Genomic DNA, 20,189 nt, shown 5'->3' on the forward strand with positions numbered 1-20,189 from the left:
TTTGTTACTCCTTCAAAAAAATGGAATCATTCTTTTAAATATCAATTGACATTTAAGAATTCAAAGTTTAATATAAAACTTAACAATTTTGTTCGGGATAGGTAGCAGGTTTCGGGAGCGAGACCACCTTTAGAACAGTTGAGATTAGCATAGCAGAGAAATTGAAGAGTAAGAGTAGTAGTATAGGTGTGGTAGTGTAGAGAGTCAGTGGCGGGTGAAAACTGATCTATCTCCTATATGAATGGACTTATGAGAGCTATTAAGAACAGAAGTTTCTTACTTCTAATTATTAATAGACGTCTAACCTACGTTATAGGTAGTATCTTTTTGATACGCTAAGTGGGAGCATATTTATAATGCTTCAACTTGAGGTGGCAACGCGGTGAATATCGTCCTCTTGAAAGGAATTTTCCTTTTGAGAGGACTTTTTTTATGCAAAATTTTTTCATAATGAGTTGAGCAGAGGAGAGAAATGGTTATGAGTAGAGAGAAATTGAGTTATAGAACGACAGTGAAGAAATTAGCAGGCGATACATTAACACCGATATTAATATTCAATCGATTGAAAGGGCAGCGGAAATTTTTGTTGGAAAGCTCAGCGAAATCCGAAGAATCAGGACGTTATTCGTTTATTGGAGAGAACCCTTTAAAATCTTATAGTGGTAGTGGGCAAAAGTTAATTGAAAAACAATTCACAACCGGTAAAAGCTATGAGTATATGGGCGATTTATTGACTCAATTAAAACGATTAATGCCTAGAATTACAGAACAATCTGCCTTTCCTTTTACTGGTGGTGCTGTTGGTTATATTGGGTACGGTGCAGCAAAGATGGATTCTATATTAGATGACGAGTTGGATCTACCAGATGTGAATTTTCAAATCTATGAAACAATTATCATTTTTGATCATTTAGAAGATGCCGTCACCATTATGCATACTGCTGTGAATCCAGAACAAGAGAAACCAAATTTAGAAGCTATTGCAGTGGAAATTTCGACTGGCAATGAATTGATTAATAAAGACTATCATTTAAGTGAATTTCAAAGCAATGTGACAAGAGAAAAATTTGAAAGCCAAGTTCAACAAGCGTTACAACATATACAAAATGGTGAGGTAGAGCAAGTAGTACTTTCACGTCAGCTAGCTGCTAATTTCACTGGAAATCCATTTTCAATTTACCGAAAATTGCGTAAACAGAACCCCTCACCTTATATGTACTATATGGAATTTGATCACCATATTTTAATCGGTGTCTCACCGGAAAGTGTAGTTAGCGTTACCAATCACATAGTGAAGGTAAATCCAATTGCGGGAACTGTTAGTCGCGGTCAAACAATAGATGAAGATGAACATCAAGCAAGAAAGTTATTAAATGATCCGAAAGAAATTGCAGAGCATAATATGTTACTTGACGAGGCTAGACAGGAATTAACCCATATATGTGCACCTGCTACAGTACGTGTGAAAAACTACATGGAAATTGTACGATTCGAACACGTCATGCACCTAATGTCAAATATCGAAGGTAAATTATCACCAGTACTTCATGCTATAGATGCCCTTTCAGCAACATTCCCAACAGGAACTGTGACGGGAAAACCAAAGCACTTGGCAATGGCTATTATTGATGAAATTGAAACAACTCATCGAAGCACATATGGTGGAGCCATTGGTTATATCGGTTTTAACGGAAATATAGATTTTGCTATTACGATTCGATCTATGCTTGTGAAAAACAATAAAGCGTTTATTCAAGCGGGAGCAGGAATTGTTAAAGATTCAATTCCTTCTAATGAGTTTGACGAGACGGAAGCAAAGGCAAAGTCATTAATCTCTTTCCAAGGTGAATGAACTTACATGAGGAGTGTGCATGATGAAACAATTTATAAAAATGGTAGAGAACAATCAACATTTATTATTTGATGAAATGCTTCAAGCATCAACGCTGATGTTTCAAGATGAAACAGCTTTGCATGATATTCAGGCATTTTTAATCGCATTAGCGAAAAAAGGCGAGACTGCTCATGAAGTAGCTGCACTTGCAACCGTTATGAAATCTTTTGCTCTAGAGGTAGCTGCTCCGCCTGCAAGATATATGGATAATTGCGGTACAGGTGGAGATGGTGTGAACAGTTTTAACATCAGTACAACTGCAGCATTCGTGATGGCTGGTGCAGGAGCCAAGATTGCAAAACATGGTAATCGAAAAATCTCCAGTGCTGCAGGTAGCTCTGATGTACTTGAAGCACTAGGTATTCATACGGATTTATCAGTTGATGAAACAGTTGAACTATTAAATACACATGGAATAGCCTTTCTATATGCACCAAATGTCCATCCGAAACTAAAAAGAATTGGTCAAGTGAGACGCCAAATTGGTAAACCAACGATTTTCAACTTAGTAGGTCCATTAACAAATCCAGTCACATTAGATACGCAGTTTACAGGCATTAATAGACCTGAATTCACTATGGAGTATGCAGCTGTCATGAAGATGATCGGTCGAGATCGCGGAATTGTCGTATGTGGAGCTGGAGGTATGGATGAAGCATCGCTTGCTGGCCAAAATGATTTTGTTTTAGTAGATCATGAAGATTTAATACCATTTTCATTAACACCTGAAGATGTTGGTTTAAAATCTGCACCGCTTGAAGCAATTCGTGGAGGTAATGCAGATGAAAATGCGGTCATTATGCGCACAATACTAAGTGGTAAACAGGATGCATATTTTGATACGGTTGTTTTCAATGCAACTATTGGCTTATTTGCATACGGATTAGTGAATCGAGTTAAGGACGGAGTAGATCTAGCAATTGACACTATTTTAACAGGCAAAGCTTTAGAAAAGTTAGATGCTGTAGTGGCATATAGTGAAGCTCGTAAAAAACAGGAGGTTATAAAATGACGATTTTAGATCAAATTTTAAGAGAAAAAGAAAATGAGGTTCTAAAATTACTACAAAACCCTCCAGAAAAAATCAATAAACCAATTAAAAGACCATCTCTTTTTGATGCACTGTATCAAAATAAACGACTACAAGTCATTGCTGAGATGAAACGTGCCTCTCCTTCTAAAGGGTTAATAAATGAAGGTGCCAATCCAGTGGAGCAAGCTAGTATTTATGAGCGAGCTGGGGCAGCTTGTATATCGGTGTTAACTGACAGTCCTTTTTTCAATGGAACATTCGAAGATTTGAAAGCAGTATCTAAAGCTGTTGAAATACCGCTTTTATGTAAAGACTTTATCATTCATGAAGTACAGATTGATCAGGCAAAAGCTTCAGGTGCTTCAGTAATCTTATTAATCGTGGCAGCTTTACAACAGGAGAGATTAGAAACGCTCTTTGAATATGCAAAAAAAGCTAAATTAGAGATTCTTGTAGAAGTACATAATACGGATGAACTTCAACAAGCACTTAAGTTGGATGCTAGATTGATAGGTGTCAATAATCGTGATTTAAAAACATTCGAAGTAGATTTAGCACGTACCGCTGAGATTGCAGACATTTTCCCCTTCCATGAAAAACGAGTATTGATCAGTGAGAGTGGAATACAATCATCACAGGATGCAGATATTGTAGCAAATCTTGGAGCGAGTGCCATTTTAGTCGGAGAAACATTAATGCGAAGTGGCGAAGTTGCACAAACTTTAGCATCTTTCAAAGTGGAGAAAGGTGTGGAAATACAATGACGAAAGTAAAAATTTGTGGTCTACAAGAGCCTGAGCATATACAAACAGCAGTTTTAGCAGGAGCTGATGCCATTGGCTTTGTATTTGCACCGAGTAAACGCCAAATATCAATTGAAAAAGCTAAAGAGCTTGCCAAATTTGTTCCTGAAGGTGTTCTTAAAATCGGTGTTTTTGTTGATCCAACAATTGAAGAGTTAGAGCAAATTGTAAATGTAGTACCTCTTGACTATGTGCAGTTTCATGGACATGAAACACCTGAATATATTGAGACTTGTCAGTTTCCTTCTATTAAAGCTTTAGCAGTTAAAACGGTTAGTGATGTAGAAAATGGCTCTAAGTATAATACCGACTATTTATTATTCGATGCCCCAGGAACTGATTTCAAAGGGGGGAGTGGTATGTCATTCGATTGGAAGCTCCTACAAGGACATGGCATTTCAGAAAATCGACTCATTTTAGCAGGCGGTCTCAATCCTTCAAATGTAGGTGATGCCATTAATCGCGTTAAACCATATATGGTAGATGTCTCAAGTGGTGTAGAAGTGAATGGACGAAAAAGTAATGAGTTAATCAAGGCATTTATTCAAGCTGTAAAAGATGAGGAGAGATCTTAATGGTAAAAGCAATTGAGCAAGAGCAAACAGGACGTTACGGTAAATTCGGTGGTCAATATGTTCCCGAAACATTGATGACTGCATTAATCGAATTAGAAGATGCCTATAAGGAAGCTCAACAAGATCCAGCTTTCTATGAAGAATTAAATTACTATTTAAAAGATTATGTAGGGCGTGAAAATCCACTTTATTTTGCAGGACGCTTAACTAAGAAGCTTGGCGGTGCAAAAATCTATTTAAAACGTGAAGACCTTAACCATACAGGTGCTCATAAAATTAATAATGCATTAGGTCAAGCACTACTTGCTATGAGAATGGGGAAAAAGAAAATTGTTGCTGAAACAGGTGCAGGTCAACACGGTGTAGCTACAGCAACTGTATGTGCCCTATTTGACTTAGAGTGTATTATTTTCATGGGAAAAGAAGATGTCAGACGACAAGCGTTAAATGTTTTCCGTATGGAATTACTTGGTGCAAAAGTAGTTTCTGTCGACCAAGGAGCTGGTACGTTAAAAGATGCAGTAAATGAAGCACTTCGTTACTGGGTAGCAAATGTAGAAGATACCCATTATATTTTAGGTTCTGCTCTCGGACCGCATCCTTTCCCTCAAATTGTAAGTGATTTTCAACGTATTATTGGACTTGAAACACGAAAACAAATTGTTGAAAAAGAAGGTAGATTGCCAGATGCTATCGTCGCGTGTATAGGTGGCGGTAGTAATGCAATCGGTATGTTCCATCCATTTGTAGAAGATGAAGATGTTAAACTTTACGGAGTAGAGGCGGCTGGAAGTGGACTCGACACAGGCTTACACGCAGCTGCTATTGCAGATCAAAAAGAAGGCGTATTGCACGGAGCATACATGTATGTGCTACAAGATGATAATGGCTTTATTCAAGAAGCACATTCTATATCTGCTGGCTTAGACTATCCAGCTGTTGGACCGGAACATTGCCATTTACATGATATCGGTAGAGTGAAGTACGAGGCTGTAACAGATCAAGAAGCATTAGAAGGTTTACAATTATTATCCCGAACAGAAGGAATTATACCAGCACTTGAAAGTTCACATGCCATTTTTTACGCAGCCAATCTTGCAAAGGAAATGAATAAGGACGATATTTTAGTCATCTGCTTATCAGGTCGTGGAGACAAAGACGTACAAACTGTTCGAGATGCATTAGGAGGGAATAATAATGGCAATTAAAACATTACAAAAAGTAATGGAAGCAAAAGTAGCAGAAGGTGAAAAAGCGTTTGTTGCTTACATTATGGCAGGGGATGGGGGACTAGATTCCCTTCGCGAACAGATATTGTTTTTACAAGATAGTGGTGTAACTGCTATAGAGCTAGGTATTCCATTTACAGATCCGGTTGCAGATGGACCAGTCATCCAAGAGGCAGGACTTCGTGCACTAGAAGCCGGTGCTAACCTACGTAATATATTAAAAACTATTTCTACATTTAAAGAAGAAATTCACACTCCGCTTGTAGTAATGACTTATTTGAACCCAATCATTGCATATGGAATTCAGAATTTCATCAAAGCATGTAAACAAAGTGGAATAAGTGGCCTAATCATTCCTGATTTACCATTAGAAGAATCTACTATAATCACAAGTGAATTACAAGGTACAGATATAGCACTTGTTCAGCTCGTATCATTAACAAGTCCACAACAACGTATTGAAAAAATTGCCAAAACTGCAGAAGGATTTATTTATGCTGTAACTGTTAATGGTACCACAGGTGTGCGACAAGAATTTACAGAACAACTAGAACAGCATTTAGCTAATTTGAAAATAGCAAGTAAAGTACCAGTACTTGCAGGGTTTGGTATTTCAAATGCCCAGCAAGTGAAGGAAATCGGTGCTATGGCAGATGGTGTCATTGTAGGTAGTGCGATTGTTCAAGCTTTCCATGATGGTAATAATAAACAAATAACAGAGTTGTTACGTAAACAGCCTGTGTAAAATGCAAAACCCCTTACAGAAATATGTAAGGGGTTTTTTGTTCATGAAGAAAAGTTGTTTCAGGATACACCTAAATTAAAGAAGGCTATAAGTCGAAATGAATTTAGTCTGTATTATTCCACCACTTTTCTATTATTGAGAGATTGAACAGGTCTGCTGTTATTTGGGATAATAGCTTTAAATGCGTCAATTTGTTCTTTCGACATTTCAATGGGTTGTTGCATAATTGACCATTTAACACCTTCTGAACAAGGAGGCGTAGTTAAAGAACCACTGTATTGATATACTTTTTTGTCAGTAGGTAATAATTTAGCAAGGTTTATAGTATTGCTTAAAGGAATGTCTGCTTCTGTAATATTAGATGGTAGTTTTGACCAAAAATCGGTTAGTAATTTATTTTCTTTACCAGCATTGATGAGTAATCCGAGAACCGCCTTCTCTCCTTTGCTATTTTCATGAACAAGATGAGCCTCCATTGCAAAATGTTGGCCATTAATTTGATGTTCGCTCGGTGTATGGAAGTGTATTCTTAAAAATGTGTATTTTTCACCGTCTATTACTATCGAGTTTTTTCCTGAATCATCAGTAGCTTGTATATTGTGTCCGTCATTTCTCAGTTTAAAAAGTGTCGGCTGGTAGTTTATTTTAATATCACCTAAAGATTTGTCCAATACTACGTCTTCAAGATCAATGTTGATTGGAGATTGCTCTTTTCCATTACCACACATTGAAAATGAGGCATCTAAACTTCCCCATTTATTTGGGCCAGTATCACCTTCATAAGACCACTCTATTGGTTGCGCTGTTGTTGCAACTTTTTCTTCTTCTAGCTTTTTTTCTGGTGCATAAGTTAAAGAACCATAAACGGCTACCGAGATACAAGCAGATGCTACAAATATTCCAATAAATTTTTTGATTTCCATGAAACTTCACTCCTTTTTGCAGAAGCTAATATTTTTACTAAGTTGCTTCTTACAAATAAGGTAACCATAAATTGTTGTTATTAATTGAAAGTTTGATAAAAAGTGAAAAAATTTTTTAAACACCACTCAAATAAGTGAAATATGTTATTGATTGTGCAGATTTTTGTTTTGATATCGTTTTAATACAAGCGTCAGAAATGGTGGAATAAGTATATAGATATAAAGCATACGGAACACTTGATATATAGTGATTGTAGAGACATCCGCTCCAACTTCGTGCGCGATAATACCCATTTGATCCATACCTCCTGGAGCTAAACTTAAAAATCCAGTCATGATAGATGTATTCTCTAAACTCACCATTACAAAAACGCTTAATAAAAAAGTAACAGCAATTAATAATAAGCTGCTTGCAAATGCTAATGTAAACATCTGCTTCTTATGATGTAAATTTTCTAGCTTTAACAATAAACCAATATGAGTTCCTACAAGTAATTGACAAGTGTTAAGTACACCATTCGGCAGAGGAGAAGCTTGTAAAAATGTTACATTGCAAAGAAGTGTAACAATTATTGGTCCTAGTATATAGGGCGCAGGAACATGTAGCTTTTTCGATGCTTTCATTCCTAGGAAGCAAAGTATGGCAAATAGTGATAATGTACCATAGTTAATATCACTAACTGTTTCTGTAACAAAATGATTAGAGGATTCGGATTGTATCCAGGGCAAATGAAGAACAATTGGCACTAAAAAAACAACCATAATTACACGAATAGTATGAAAGAAAGTAACGGTCGTCATATCTATACCATCCATTTCTTCTGCATAGATAAGAATTTGCGAAAGGCCACCTGGCACACTACTTGTTAAAGCTGTAGGATAATCCATATGACCAACTTTGGCGACGATAAACGCAAAAATAATGCTAATAATAAAAGTAACAGTCGTTATCCCAAACATCACCGGAATATGTCTTGCCATTTCAACTAAGATCTCTGTTGTAAAAGTACTTCCAAGTGAATACCCAATTACTAGTAAACCTGCATTCCGAAAAGTCTTAGGCCACTTAAGATGCAAGTGAAATATCTTAGTAGCAATTAATACAGAAGTCATCGGACCAAGTAAATAGGGAACCGGGGCATGTATAAATTGAAAGAGTAATACGCCAAAAATGGCGATAACTGCAGTCAGTATAACTTGAGTTGTTGTATTGTTCATAATCATAATCCTTTTCGATTAATATGTGCTCTATTTATTATGACAGATACTAGTGATTATAATAAATCTTTCTATCGAAAACTATTGTAGTAACTCAATATATAAGATGAAAAATAAATTAAGGGAGTGAAAGTTACAGTACCATAGTATTTATTTTTTTAGGTAAAATATATCTTCCTGAAGAGTAAATAATCTTAATAGATAAATTAAATACGAAATAGTCGTTAACGTTACATAAGATAGAAGACATTTTAAAATTATATATCTAGCAACAAAAAACAAAAAAACTGCTACTAGCAAGCTAGTAAGCAGTTTTTCGTAAGTTGAAAGTCGAAAGATAGATTATTTCATGCCAGTGTTTGCTTTAACTGTAACCTCAGCATATTTACGAGCATCAGATTTAGCACCAACTAATGAACCAATCCAGCCTGCAAGGAAACCAGCAGGAACAGAAATGATTGCAGGGTTAGTTAATGGGAATAGAGCAGTACCAGTAAATATAGCAGTACCTTCTGGATTCCAAAGGTTAGGGCTTACTACTACAAGTACTAGAGCAGTAACAAGACCAGTAATCATTGCAGCCATTGCACCAGTAGTATTGAACTTTTTGTAGTAGATTGTGTAAATGATAACAGGTAAGTTCGCACTTGCTGCGATACAGAATGCTAAAGATACTAAGAACGCTACGTTCATTGTTTGAGCACCTAAAGCTAAGATAATAGAGAATACTGCTACACCGATAGAAGCAAGGCGAGCTGCTTTCATTTGCTCTTTTTCTGTTACTTTACCTTTTTTGATGATTTGTCCATAAATATCATGAGCGAATGCAGATGCACCAGATAATACAAGACCTGCTACTACCGCTAAGATTGTTGCAAATGCAACTGCACAGATGAATGACATTAACATGTCGCCACCAAGTGCTTGAGCTAGCAGTGGTGCAGCCATGTTACCAGCAGCGTTTGCACCGATAATCTTCTCAGAACCAACGAATGCAGCAGCACCGAAGCCTAAGAAAATAGTTAAGATGTAGAAAATACCAACGATCCAAGTTGCATAAACAACTGAACTACGAGCAGTTTTTGCATCTTTTACTGTGAAGAAACGCATTAAGATATGTGGTAAACCAGCTGTACCAAGAACTAGGGCAATCATCATTGACATAGTATCTACGCCGTTCGAATATTTTGCACCTGCTACTAAGTAACCTTCTCCATGTGGAGTTGCTGTTTTCATTGTATTGAACATTTCAATAATATTGAAGTTAAATTTCATTAGAACCATTACCGAAATAATAACTGTACCAATCATCAATAAAACAGCTTTAATGATTTGAACCCAACTTGTTGCAGCCATCCCGCCCCAAAGAACGTAGATTGTCATCATAACACCAACAAGAAGTACAGCAACCCAATAATCAATACCTAATAATAATTGAATAAGTCCGCCTGCACCAACTAGCTGTGCAATCATGTAGAATAGTACAATTACAATTGTGCTTACTGCAGCAGTTCCACGAACTTTCTTTTGATCAAAGCGAGCAGTGATCATATCTGCTAAAGTATAGCGACCAAGATTTCGTAATGGCTCAGCTACGATATATAACACAACTAAATAAGCTACTAAGTAACCAATACTATAGAAGAAACCGTCAAATCCGAATAAAGCAATTGCACCAGCGATTCCTAAGAATGATGCAGCTGATAAGTAGTCACCAGCAATCGCGATACCATTTTGCCAACCGGTTAAACCTCCACCCGCAGTATAGAATTCACTAGCAGAGTTTGTTTGCTTCGATGCAAGGTATGTAACAAATAGTGTTAAACCTACGATTGCTACAAAGAAAAATATACCGATCATACTCATACCCATTAGTAATCACCATCCTTTACTTTCTCAATAATCGATTCTGCTTCTTGGTCAAATTTGTTTGCTTTACTCACATAAGTCATACATAAAATCCATGTCATGATAAATTGTGCTAAAGCAAAAATCCAAACCAATGTAATGTCACCAATCACTTTGACATTTAAGACAGTAGTGAAAGACGTTAAGACTGGTAAAGTGAAATAGAAGAGTAAGAAGAAGATTGAGACCGGAACGATAAATGAATTCTTCTTTTTCACCAATGACTTAAACTCTTGACTATTAGCAATTGCTACATAACCATCAGCAGTAATCTCTTTTTTACGTTTCTTAGAAGACTTATCAGAAGAGTCTGAATTCTCAACACCTTCGAGAACGCTTTCAAGTTTGTGATCCATTGAATTTCCCCCTTTATAAATAGTAAGAGTTAGCAGTGATTACCAAAACCCTTGAGATAATCATATTCAAATTTGTCTAAAATAGCAATCTTTTTCTATGAAAAAATTAAAAACTTTCTATATTATGATGGTTTTTTTCTGTATAAATCAAAAAAATCCTAATTTCAACATCGAATTTAGATGAGGAAATTAGGATACTTACTAAAAAAACGCAATATTATTATTAAAAATCACTATAAATCAACATGCATATTAATTTGATAGTTCAATTGTAGTGTTAAATTAGAAAATATGTGTATTTGCGAGTAATTATATATATTTAATTACGAAATAATGGGTTTTTCTCCCTCGTTTCCCAATTCCTTTTCCGGTAACACATTACGGAAAAGTCTTTTAACTATTAATAGAGCAATTATTGTGAGTCCTTCAGCTAATGGAAAAGCTAACCAAATATATTTCGCTCCAAAATAGTTAGGCAAAAGCCAAAGTAATGGTAAAAATAATACTAGACTTCTCGCCATGATGATAAACATAGATAATCGGATTCGCTTGATCGATTGATAGTATTCAGCCATGATTAAGTTGAAACTTAAAAATAAATAGCCGATGAAGAAATAGAAAATCCCTTCTTTTGTAAAAGCAGTAATCTCTGGGTCTTTCACTCCGAATAACGTAATCATTTGATCTGCGAATAACCAACCAATCAGTAAGACAGCTGCACCAAAACCAACACCTGTTAATAAACCAAGTTTTAAAAATGATTGTAAGCGTCTATATAGCTTGGCACCAAAATGAAAACTTACGATAGGTTGTAGGGCGGCACCTATTCCAAGGAAAACCATTAAGAAAACTACATGTAAGTAATTGACTACAGCATATGCAGTTACACCGATTTCACCAACGAAATGGCTAAATGTAATATTATAAGCCACGACTATAATTGCTGCAGACCCTTCAACAACAAAACTTGGTGAGCCTATTTTTAGTATTTCAGCCATTGATTTATAATCAATTGTGAATTTAACAAATCGAAGGACACTTTCTTTGCGAACAAAATGATAGATTAAGACAATGACACCCACAACTGTAGAAAGTACAGTTGCATAAGCAGCTCCAGCTACTCCCATATCCATCATGAAGATGAAAATATAGTTGAAAACGATGTTTAGTACTGAAGTAGTGATTAATCCAATCATAGCTAGTTTTGGGTTACCATCATTACGGATGAAAATACTTAGAATATTCTCTAATACATAAACAATACCAAACAGTAAAATGACATGTAAATAATCTTCTACATAAGGAAGGATTTCATCACTAGCACCAAATAAATAAGCAATTTCTTGTTGCTTCCATAAGCTGAAAACAACTAAAACACCGACAATTGAAATAGCTAAAATAAATGACTGTGTAAAAATTGAACGAGCTTTAGCTGCATTTCCTTGACCAATAGAAATGGAATATAACGTAGCTCCTCCCATGCCGATCCATAAAGAAATCGACAAGAGAATAGAGAAAATAGGTACAGCAATGTTAACGCCAGCAAGTGCTTCTGGACCAATTCCATTACTAACAAATATGCCATCCACTAAAATATTGATAGACATTAATAGCATCCCTAAAAGAGAAGGGAATAAATATGATGCAAAAACCTTAGGCACCGAATTATTTTGTAACTTAAAAGTTGACTCTGACATTAATAATACTCCTTAACATGGAGAAGCACACATTTCCGTTTATAATGTGGGGTTAAACTATACCGCTTTAACCATAACCTTCTCGTTGTGAACATCTAGTTCACCATTAAATTCAAAACCAAATTTCTTATATAAATAAATTGCTCCAGGATTATCTTCATATACACTTAAATATATTTTTTGACAATTAAATTCATTTTTTAATTTCTCGATTAATGCTTTAAGCATAATCTTTCCTAAACCTTGCCCTTGGAATTTAGCATCTATAAGGAAACGATCTAACCAAACTTGATCTCCATCCTCATTTGGGAAATATCCATACATCGCAAAGCCAACTAACTTGCTATCTGCGAATAATCCAACAGGGTGGTAATGTAAATCTTCTTTTGCTTCTTGCAAACATTCTTGAGGTGTTTCAATAAAACCTTTTTGCTCTTTAGCCACACTTAATTTCAAGATGGCACTTTCATTTTCTTGCGTTACGTCATGAATCTCTATACTCATGACTATCAGTTCCCTTCAATAGAAAAAAATTCTTTTTACTTACCATTGCACATGGTATATTAGCATGATAAGGTATACGGTAACCGTATAGTCAAGGGAGAAGACTTAAATGAGCGAAAATTTACGTAAATACTTCACAACAGGTGAATTTGCAAAAATCTGTCATGTTAAAAAACAAACGCTTTTTCATTATGATGACATTGGATTATTAACACCCGAAATCAAAACAGCAAAAGGATATCGATATTATTCTTATCAACAATATGAAGTTTTTGCAGTCATTGAGCTATTAAAAGAGCTGAAAATGCCTTTAAAAGAAATAAGAGCTTTTTTACAAAACAAAACGCCAATTGAATCAATTGAATTATTAGAAGAGCAAACACAATTGATTGAGAAAAAAATTGAAAACCTTACTCATCTAAGAGAAATACTTGATACTAAGATAGCCATAACAAAAAACGCATTACAAACAGACTTTGAAACTATTTCATTAGTGTATTATGAAGAAGAATTGCTATTAAGAAGTGAAAGCACACTCGACACTACAGACAAGGAATTTCTAAAATCGGTTTCCAACTTTATCAACTATAGTGACAACTATGAGTTATATAGTGGACATCCAATCGGTGCAATCCTTCACAAAGATAAAATGATGGAAAGGGATTTTGAGAATTATTCATATTTATACACTAAAATGAAGAAAGGTTGGCAAGGGGAGAATGTTTGGACGAAACCATCTGGCTTTTATATCGTCGGATACCATATAGGCGATGAAGTCAATATTTTTGAAACTTATGATAGGTTGATTGCGTATAGTATAGAGCATCAGTTACAATTAAAAGGATATTCATATGAAGAATATATTTTAGATGCTGTATCTGTTAATGGTATTGATAATTACGTTACTAAAATAATGATAGAAGTTGAAAAAAGTTGATATCCATTTGCGCAATAGGGGATACATCAGATGACTGTACAAATTCAGCGACCATCGGATTTACCATTACTAGCAGTATTTAAGCATTGAGAAATTCTATTGAAAACCATACTAATGTAGAAACATCTGAAATACAATAAAATGTCGATCCTTTTCATTTATCGCTTTGTAAGTTCTTGCAAAGCGAAGGAAAACAATGGCTAAAGATCACATCTACTCTAAATGAGTACCAAAAGATATTTTTTTACTTAGATGAAGTACGAAACATTTCGGGGTATACATATGTAAGAGTTGAACCAATGCACTATTTAGGAGAAATTCACCATTTTTACATTTCAAAGCTTACAGAAAGAAAAGTGTACTCAGTTATTAAGGAATTCATTAATGCATATCTTTTCCTATCATCCTTTTACGCAAACTGAGTTATTTATAGAAGTAGATGAACCGATTGATATTTTTACAGATACAGGTTATAGAGTAACTGATGAAATGATTTTTTCCAATTTATTAAAACGACTTAATAAGTCAGTTTAAGGTGGGCGGTTTTGTTGTCAAAGAAAATATTCGTATTAACAGGAGCACTATTAATTTTTGTACTAGTAGGGTATTATTTTTTAATTGTGCATTCCGATATAACAAGGCATGCAGAGCGAATGATTGAAGCTAAAATTCCTAAGGGAGCTGTACTTGTATCTAAAAGTGATAGACATAAACAGTTCAAAACAAACGGAGAATTTTATGCCGAATACCTTTTGAAACCAAAGCAAGTTAAAAGATTTAAAGATTCAATTGCAGAACATGACAAGTGGCAACCATTACCTGCTAGTGAAGAGTTTCAACAATTAGTAGCTAAGCAAATTCAACACGCTCTACCAACTGATGACCAGACCGGTAAATACTACTTTAATAACAATGAGAATAACGACTCCGTTCAAGATATTATGAAAAGTGAGACTTACGACTTTACAGTTGCTGTTTTAAATGAACAGGCAGGTAAACTGTATATTTTGAAAAAAGTACGGTAGAATCGATTTTTCATAGGAGTTTCCAATAACGGCGTGCCCGTCCAATCAAAACACAAAAATAAACAGCTAATTAATCCAGTCATTTTTAATATGATGTTGGAGGAATTAGCTGTTTTTTTGTAGTTTATATATTTACATGGGTATCTTTATACAAAACTAGTATTGCGGCTGTTATAAGGATTATACCCATAAAAGCCGGTGCGGCATGACCAATTGATACATAGATTTGACCTCCAATGATAGGCCCAATCATTCTTGCTAAAGCCTGAATAGATTGGCTACTTCCTTGAATCCTTCCTTGTTCACTAGAATCGACAGACTTGGAGAGCATCCCATTGAATGAAGGACCAAAGATCGAATCACCAAAACCAAATATAAACATCCCAGCGATAAAAAGAGGGTAGAATGAGAACAAAGCAGATAGCGCAATAAGACTGTAACCTATAATTTCCGAAACCATTCCAAGAATTGCTATCTGTTTATCACTAAGTTTTAATAAAAGCTTTGGCATTATGAAACCTTGTGAAATGATGTCTTGGAAGCCCATAATTGAAAACATGAGTCCGATTAGTGCAGGCTTCCAACTGAAAGTATCCATTGTAAATTGTGAAAAAACGGCCTGTAAAGATCCATTGGGTATCCAAATTAAGAACGCTGAGACAAGTAGCCTTTTTAAGTTTTTCATGGAAAGTACGTTAGCAAGCTGTATAAATGGATTCAGTCTTACAAAGGTAATCTCTTTTAGTCTATTATTTTTGGCAAGGCTCTCAGGCATATAAAAGATTCCATAAACAACATTCAATAAAGTTATTATTGCTCCAAAATACATGGGTACAGAATAACCAAACTTGGCAAGTAATCCTCCTAGAGTAGGACCAATAACGGTGCCCACACCTACAACCGCACTTACCCATCCAAAGTATTTGGTTCTCTGTTCTGGAGGAATGATATCTGCAAAATATGCGAAAATCGTGCTAATGCTCCCTCCTGTTATACCTTCAATTATACGACCAGCAAATAGTACCCATAAAGCTCCTCCTATACCAAAAACGAGGTAGCCGATTGCTGAACCAAAGAGGCATACTAAAAGCAAAGGACGACGGCCATACTTGTCGCTCAAAGCTCCAAGTACAGGGGCAGCGAAAAATACACAGACAGCATAAACAGACGTCAATAGTGTAACAACTATAGCTTGTTCTCCCGGGCTGCTTGTATATGGCTGTACTAGAAATGGGACGACGGGCATTATGATACTAAAACCAATTCCACAAAGAAATACAGAGATAAGACCGAATATTAAAGCGTGTTTATCTACGATTTGTTCTGTGTTCTGTTCATTTGGTGGTCTAAATATGGACATTTAAATGCTCTCCTCAAAAGTTATTATTTTGTTTCCTTGTCAACAAAATAATAACTTTAAATTGTTTCCTTGTCAACAATTTAAAAGCAAAAAAAATGCAGCCCGTTCTCAATAGAGTTGGGCTGCATGTAGTTTCATTTTTATTATTCAAATTTATTCTGACTTATTATCTATATCCATTTTCTTTATTTCTTGATCCAAATGCTTACTATACTTTTCCACGAAGCTAAGCATACTGTCAAATTGTTCCTCGGTTATCTTATCAAATACGGCTTTATCCCGCTCTTGAAACTCTTTGTGCAGGTCCTCATGGATTTTATAAATTACTTTTCCTTGCTCAGTCAGCCTAAAATAGATTTCTTTCTTGTTATCCGACTTCTGGTAGCTTTCGATAAGGCCTTTTTTTATGAGCTTCTTAGTTAATTTACTTATGGCACCGCGAGTCATATAAAAGTACTCCGCAAGTTTTGTCACGTTGGAATCTACATTTTTTTCAATGTATTCGATGCAATGTACTTCAGAAGACTTAAAACCCTTAAGGCTTTCTTCCATCTTATCCTTATTAAGCCAAACTATCTTGTTATATAAGTCCCTGAAACCCATTATGACCTGTTCTTCTTTGTTCATGACCTGTCCTCCCACTCGTTGGTGCATTAACATTATTATATTGAATTTTTGTTTCCATTTCAACAATATTGAAGATTACTTTCTAGACTGATATCAATTGATAGCGCACTTTTTTCCCTGGCAATCGCCCAAGGTAAAGACTGAAATAAATTGCGGTTGAACAGTTACAATATCTCGCCGTTTTAAAAAATATAACTAAGACTGCTTAAATACTATAGCAGTCTTTTTTGTTTTCAAAAGTATGAAAATTCTATATCATAAACTGTATAGAAATATTTCGAGATAGGAGTGATAGATTTGATAAGTATTAAGAAAAAATCACGTTTAGTTTATCCAATCATTGTGCCTACAAGTTATGGAAAAGTAGGCACTATTAATAGTTACATAATAAATGACGGAGATTCATTATCTCTAATAGATGCGGGGATTCATACAGAGAAATACAAAGATGCACTCATTACAACATTAGCTGCAAATGGTTATCGAATAAGCGATTTATCTCGTATTCTTTTGACACATCATCATGAAGATCATGTAGGCCTAGTCAATTGGATTCTACAGAAAAAAGATATACCCGTATATGCACATCATGAAGCGGTTCCTCGCCTAATGGTGGAACAAGAATTTCTCGTAATGAGAAAGAATTTCTTTACTGAACTATACATATCTATGGGTTGCATAGAAGAAGCGCAGCCACGCCTTGAGAAATTACAACAGACAATTGAACATAAAAATGAAAACACTCTTCAAACTATCATTCGTCCATTAGGGGAGGGTGATAGCATCTTAGGTATGAAAGTATTAGAAACCCCAGGACATTCTGCTGATTCTATTAGTTTTTATGACGAGGAGAGGCAATGGTTATTAGCAGGGGATGTTGTATTAAAAAAGACTACATCAAATGCAATTGTAGATCCAGATATAAAAGGGAACCGTCTACCTACTGTGAAACAGCATAAGGAATCTTTAAAAAGACTACAGCAGTTAGATGTAGAATACCTTTTTGCTGGGCATCAAGAAATTATTGAAGACCATCATAATGTCATCTCTCAAAAGTTAGATAAGATACAACATAAAGCGAATCGTTTATATTCCTTTATTAATGAAGGGACGCATCTCCCAAAAGAAATAGCACAAAATTTATATGGTCATAAGTTCAATACAGAGTTTTCACTCGTTATGTCAGAAGTTATTGGTTACTTAGACTATTTAGAAGAAGAAGGGCTAATAGAGAAATCACTGCAAAATGGTATATGGCACTATAAAGCACTGAAATAACAAAACCCACACCATATATAACTCATGGTGTGGGTTTTGTTGTGTTAGTCCCTCATTTCTCTTTATAGCATCTTTCAATCTTTCTTTCCTCCCTCATTTTGAATGTTAGTATATATGCTTTAACGCACCTTCTTTCTTTGCCAAACGTTTTGTCCTCCATTCATAACTACGTTTTGAAAATTCCTCCTGCATTTTTACTAATTCAATTTCGGTATTTTCTAAATTTTCTATATTATTTAACTTTTTGTATAAATCAATCATTTCAGACAATATATCTACTGATAGTTTAGTATCTTCGTAATAATCCGATAATTTTCTAGATAAAATTAGTCCCTCTATCGCTTCTTCATCTTTCCCTAATTGTTTGTTTATTTTTGACATAATAATATTTAATTGTATTTTTTGTTTTATAGTGTATTCGACCTTTTGATCTTTAGCTAAACTTTCTAAAATTATCGATGCTTCTTCTACTTCATTCATCAATAATAGTATTTCCACTAATTTTATATAAATTGTAAATTTAGGGGTAAAATTATTATTTTGCATTTTTCCTGCAAATTCAAGTGCTTTTTTACCAAATATGTATGCTTCGTTGATTTTTCCTTCTTTAATACATAATGAACATATATTGTTATAACTTGATTATCTTCTACCTCATTTGCAAGTGAGATTGTATTGAATAATGTACGCTCAGCTGCTTTATAATCACCTTGAATTTCCAACTTCCTTACGACTATTTGAGAAAATCGGTCTTTTTAAGACACCTCTCTGCTTCTCAATTTACATTACAATCATTAACAATTATACCATATTTACTCATATTGTAACTTAATTTATTGCTGAAATGGGGGGAGAAAACCGAAAAACCAAAGCAATTCGAGAGCTATAATGATACGAATATGGCATTCTCGAATCGTCTGAGAGCGAATTTGGAGCATCCTAATATTTAGGAGAAAATAGATTGTTTTGGAAGGGGACTCTTGATAAAAATTGTTTTTCAAAAAAGGTTCCCAAATACGCATTTGGGAACCTTTTTTATGCTAGAATAGTGGTATAAGAGGTGACGAATTTTGCAAACTACATACCCAAAAGTAATGAGAGACTTCCTAGTTTATTTAACAGCAATTAAAGGAAAGTCAAAAAGAACGCGCGAAGAATATGAATATGATTTATTATTATTTTTTAGATTTTTAAAAGCGGTACAACAAGATATGGATATAAAGTTAGTGGATCAAATAGATATATCAGACATAACAATCGATTTTATCCGTGAAATATCATTAGAAGACATGTACTTGTTTTTAGAGTATTGTGAGGAGCAAAGAAGAAATAGTGCCCATGCTAGAGCAAGAAAAGGTGCTACATTAAAATCTTTCTTCAATTATTTGAAATCAAAACGACATTTAATAGAAGATAATCCTGCTAGTGAGTTAGAATCCCCCAAGATAGGGAAGAGGCAACCTATTTATATGACGATGGAAGAGGCAAAAGTTTTCATAGATGGAATAAAGGAATCTACACATTACTATCGTAATTATTGTATGATTACCTTCTTTTTAAACTTAGGAATACGTGTAACAGAGCTATGTAAACTGAATTTAACCTCCATACAAGGTGACTATTTAACTGTTACAGGTAAAGGCGATAAGGAAAGAACCGTTTTCCTAAATGAAGCTTGTCAGAATGCTCTTTCACGCTATTTAAAGAAAGAACGCTACGCTATTAAAGACGCAGATACGAACGAGTCTTTATTTCTATCACAGAAAGGAACACGCCTAACAAGGCAGCGTGTTGCTAGAATAGTAAAAGAGATTAACGAGCAATCAGGATTGAATAAAACAAAGCTAACGCCGCATAAATTACGACATACTTCTGCAACAATGATGTATAAAAGTGGAGCAGATATTCGTAGTTTACAGCAGATTTTAGGGCACTCTAGCGTTTCTACAACGCAGATTTATACGCATGTAGAAGATAAAGAAATCCAACAAGTGATTGAAAACAATCCATTTAATCAATTAATTTAATAAGAACAATACATTTTGCATACAAATCCGCACTCATATTAAGCTAGCGG

General features: G+C 34.9%; 20 protein-coding genes and 1 other annotated feature. Of the genes, 11 read left to right on the forward strand and 9 right to left on the reverse strand.

Annotated elements, in window-relative coordinates; translation table 11 throughout:
• The first annotated feature begins 155 nt into the window (after positions 1-155).
• Positions 156-400: a binding site (T-box leader), on the forward strand.
• Between the two features lie 78 nt (positions 401-478).
• From AMD00_RS01385 to trpA, 6 genes are read left to right on the forward strand one after another with little or no spacing between them, the layout of a single operon-like run.
• A complete protein-coding gene (locus tag AMD00_RS01385; RefSeq protein WP_245639414.1) occupies positions 479-1,852 on the forward strand; it encodes an anthranilate synthase component I family protein in 1,374 nt (457 codons plus the stop codon).
• A 22-nt stretch (positions 1,853-1,874) separates the two neighbouring features.
• Positions 1,875-2,906: an anthranilate phosphoribosyltransferase gene (gene trpD, locus AMD00_RS01390; protein ID WP_053415316.1), complete on the forward strand. Its 1,032-nt coding sequence runs from the start codon at positions 1,875-1,877 to the stop codon at positions 2,904-2,906.
• A complete protein-coding gene (trpC, locus tag AMD00_RS01395; protein ID WP_053415317.1) occupies positions 2,903-3,691 on the forward strand; it encodes an indole-3-glycerol phosphate synthase TrpC in 789 nt (262 codons plus the stop codon). Before trpD ends, trpC begins: the two co-directional genes overlap by 4 nt.
• Positions 3,688-4,305 carry a phosphoribosylanthranilate isomerase gene (locus AMD00_RS01400; protein WP_053415318.1) on the forward strand — a complete coding sequence of 206 codons (618 nt, stop codon included), beginning with the start codon at positions 3,688-3,690 and terminating at the stop codon, positions 4,303-4,305. Before trpC ends, AMD00_RS01400 begins: the two co-directional genes overlap by 4 nt.
• Positions 4,305-5,513: a tryptophan synthase subunit beta gene (gene trpB, locus AMD00_RS01405; protein WP_053415319.1), complete on the forward strand. Its 1,209-nt coding sequence runs from the start codon at positions 4,305-4,307 to the stop codon at positions 5,511-5,513. Before AMD00_RS01400 ends, trpB begins: the two co-directional genes overlap by 1 nt.
• On the forward strand, positions 5,503-6,279 hold the full coding sequence (gene trpA, locus AMD00_RS01410) for a tryptophan synthase subunit alpha (protein ID WP_053415320.1): 777 nt from the start codon (positions 5,503-5,505) through the stop codon (positions 6,277-6,279). The genes trpB and trpA overlap by 11 nt, the downstream gene beginning before the upstream one ends.
• Positions 6,280-6,392: 113 nt before the next feature.
• Here the strand turns inward: trpA and AMD00_RS01415 are convergent, their stop codons facing one another.
• The 6 genes from AMD00_RS01415 to AMD00_RS01440 form a co-directional block, all read right to left on the reverse strand.
• Entirely contained in the window at positions 6,393-7,202 is an 810-nt protein-coding gene (locus tag AMD00_RS01415; protein ID WP_053415321.1) for a carbonic anhydrase, read from the reverse strand.
• A 144-nt stretch (positions 7,203-7,346) separates the two neighbouring features.
• Positions 7,347-8,420 carry an AbrB family transcriptional regulator gene (locus AMD00_RS01420; RefSeq protein ID WP_053415322.1) on the reverse strand — a complete coding sequence of 358 codons (1,074 nt, stop codon included), beginning with the start codon at positions 8,418-8,420 and terminating at the stop codon, positions 7,347-7,349.
• A gap of 342 nt (positions 8,421-8,762) precedes the next feature.
• Positions 8,763-10,286 carry a solute symporter family protein gene (locus AMD00_RS01425; RefSeq protein ID WP_053416743.1) on the reverse strand — a complete coding sequence of 508 codons (1,524 nt, stop codon included), beginning with the start codon at positions 10,284-10,286 and terminating at the stop codon, positions 8,763-8,765.
• Between the two features lie 5 nt (positions 10,287-10,291).
• The gene (locus AMD00_RS01430) at positions 10,292-10,684 is read right to left on the reverse strand and encodes a DUF485 domain-containing protein (RefSeq protein WP_083446062.1); all 393 of its coding nucleotides are present in this window, start codon (positions 10,682-10,684) and stop codon (positions 10,292-10,294) included.
• 323 nt (positions 10,685-11,007) lie between these two features.
• Positions 11,008-12,381 (reverse strand): MATE family efflux transporter, encoded by a 1,374-nt coding sequence (locus AMD00_RS01435; RefSeq protein ID WP_053415323.1) that lies wholly within the window; start codon positions 12,379-12,381, stop codon positions 11,008-11,010.
• Positions 12,382-12,438: 57 nt separating this feature from the next.
• Positions 12,439-12,885 carry a GNAT family N-acetyltransferase gene (locus tag AMD00_RS01440; RefSeq protein ID WP_053415324.1) on the reverse strand — a complete coding sequence of 149 codons (447 nt, stop codon included), beginning with the start codon at positions 12,883-12,885 and terminating at the stop codon, positions 12,439-12,441.
• A 109-nt stretch (positions 12,886-12,994) separates the two neighbouring features.
• On the opposite strand from AMD00_RS01440, the gene AMD00_RS01445 reads away from it, so the two are divergent.
• The 3 genes from AMD00_RS01445 (at position 12,995) to AMD00_RS01450 (ending at position 14,847) form a co-directional block, all read left to right on the forward strand.
• Positions 12,995-13,822: a MerR family transcriptional regulator gene (locus AMD00_RS01445; RefSeq protein WP_053415325.1), complete on the forward strand. Its 828-nt coding sequence runs from the start codon at positions 12,995-12,997 to the stop codon at positions 13,820-13,822.
• A 384-nt stretch (positions 13,823-14,206) separates the two neighbouring features.
• Positions 14,207-14,356, forward strand: a complete 150-nt coding sequence (locus AMD00_RS23070; RefSeq protein ID WP_157059148.1) for a hypothetical protein — start codon at positions 14,207-14,209, stop codon at positions 14,354-14,356.
• Positions 14,357-14,370: 14 nt separating this feature from the next.
• Positions 14,371-14,847, forward strand: coding sequence for a hypothetical protein (locus tag AMD00_RS01450; protein ID WP_053415326.1), 477 nt, complete (start codon positions 14,371-14,373; stop codon positions 14,845-14,847).
• Between the two features lie 124 nt (positions 14,848-14,971).
• Here the strand turns inward: AMD00_RS01450 and AMD00_RS01455 are convergent, their stop codons facing one another.
• Both AMD00_RS01455 and AMD00_RS01460 read right to left on the reverse strand, forming a co-directional pair.
• A complete protein-coding gene (locus AMD00_RS01455) occupies positions 14,972-16,207 on the reverse strand; it encodes an MFS transporter (RefSeq protein WP_053415327.1) in 1,236 nt (411 codons plus the stop codon).
• A 153-nt stretch (positions 16,208-16,360) separates the two neighbouring features.
• Positions 16,361-16,834, reverse strand: coding sequence for a MarR family transcriptional regulator (locus tag AMD00_RS01460; RefSeq protein WP_053415328.1), 474 nt, complete (start codon positions 16,832-16,834; stop codon positions 16,361-16,363).
• 297 nt (positions 16,835-17,131) lie between these two features.
• Here AMD00_RS01460 and AMD00_RS01465 point away from each other — a divergent pair, with 297 nt between their 5' ends.
• Entirely contained in the window at positions 17,132-18,112 is a 981-nt protein-coding gene (locus AMD00_RS01465) for an MBL fold metallo-hydrolase (RefSeq protein WP_053415329.1), read from the forward strand.
• A 105-nt stretch (positions 18,113-18,217) separates the two neighbouring features.
• Here AMD00_RS01465 and AMD00_RS01470 read toward each other — a convergent pair whose 3' ends face one another.
• Positions 18,218-18,658 carry a hypothetical protein gene (locus AMD00_RS01470; RefSeq protein ID WP_157059149.1) on the reverse strand — a complete coding sequence of 147 codons (441 nt, stop codon included), beginning with the start codon at positions 18,656-18,658 and terminating at the stop codon, positions 18,218-18,220.
• A 524-nt stretch (positions 18,659-19,182) separates the two neighbouring features.
• Between AMD00_RS01470 and AMD00_RS01480 the strand changes: the two genes are divergently transcribed.
• Entirely contained in the window at positions 19,183-20,139 is a 957-nt protein-coding gene (locus tag AMD00_RS01480; protein ID WP_322787035.1) for a tyrosine recombinase XerC, read from the forward strand.
• Positions 20,140-20,189: the final 50 nt, after the last annotated feature.

Source organism: Viridibacillus arvi (genome assembly GCF_001274945.1).
Lineage (GTDB): Bacteria > Bacillota > Bacilli > Bacillales_A > Planococcaceae > Viridibacillus > Viridibacillus arvi.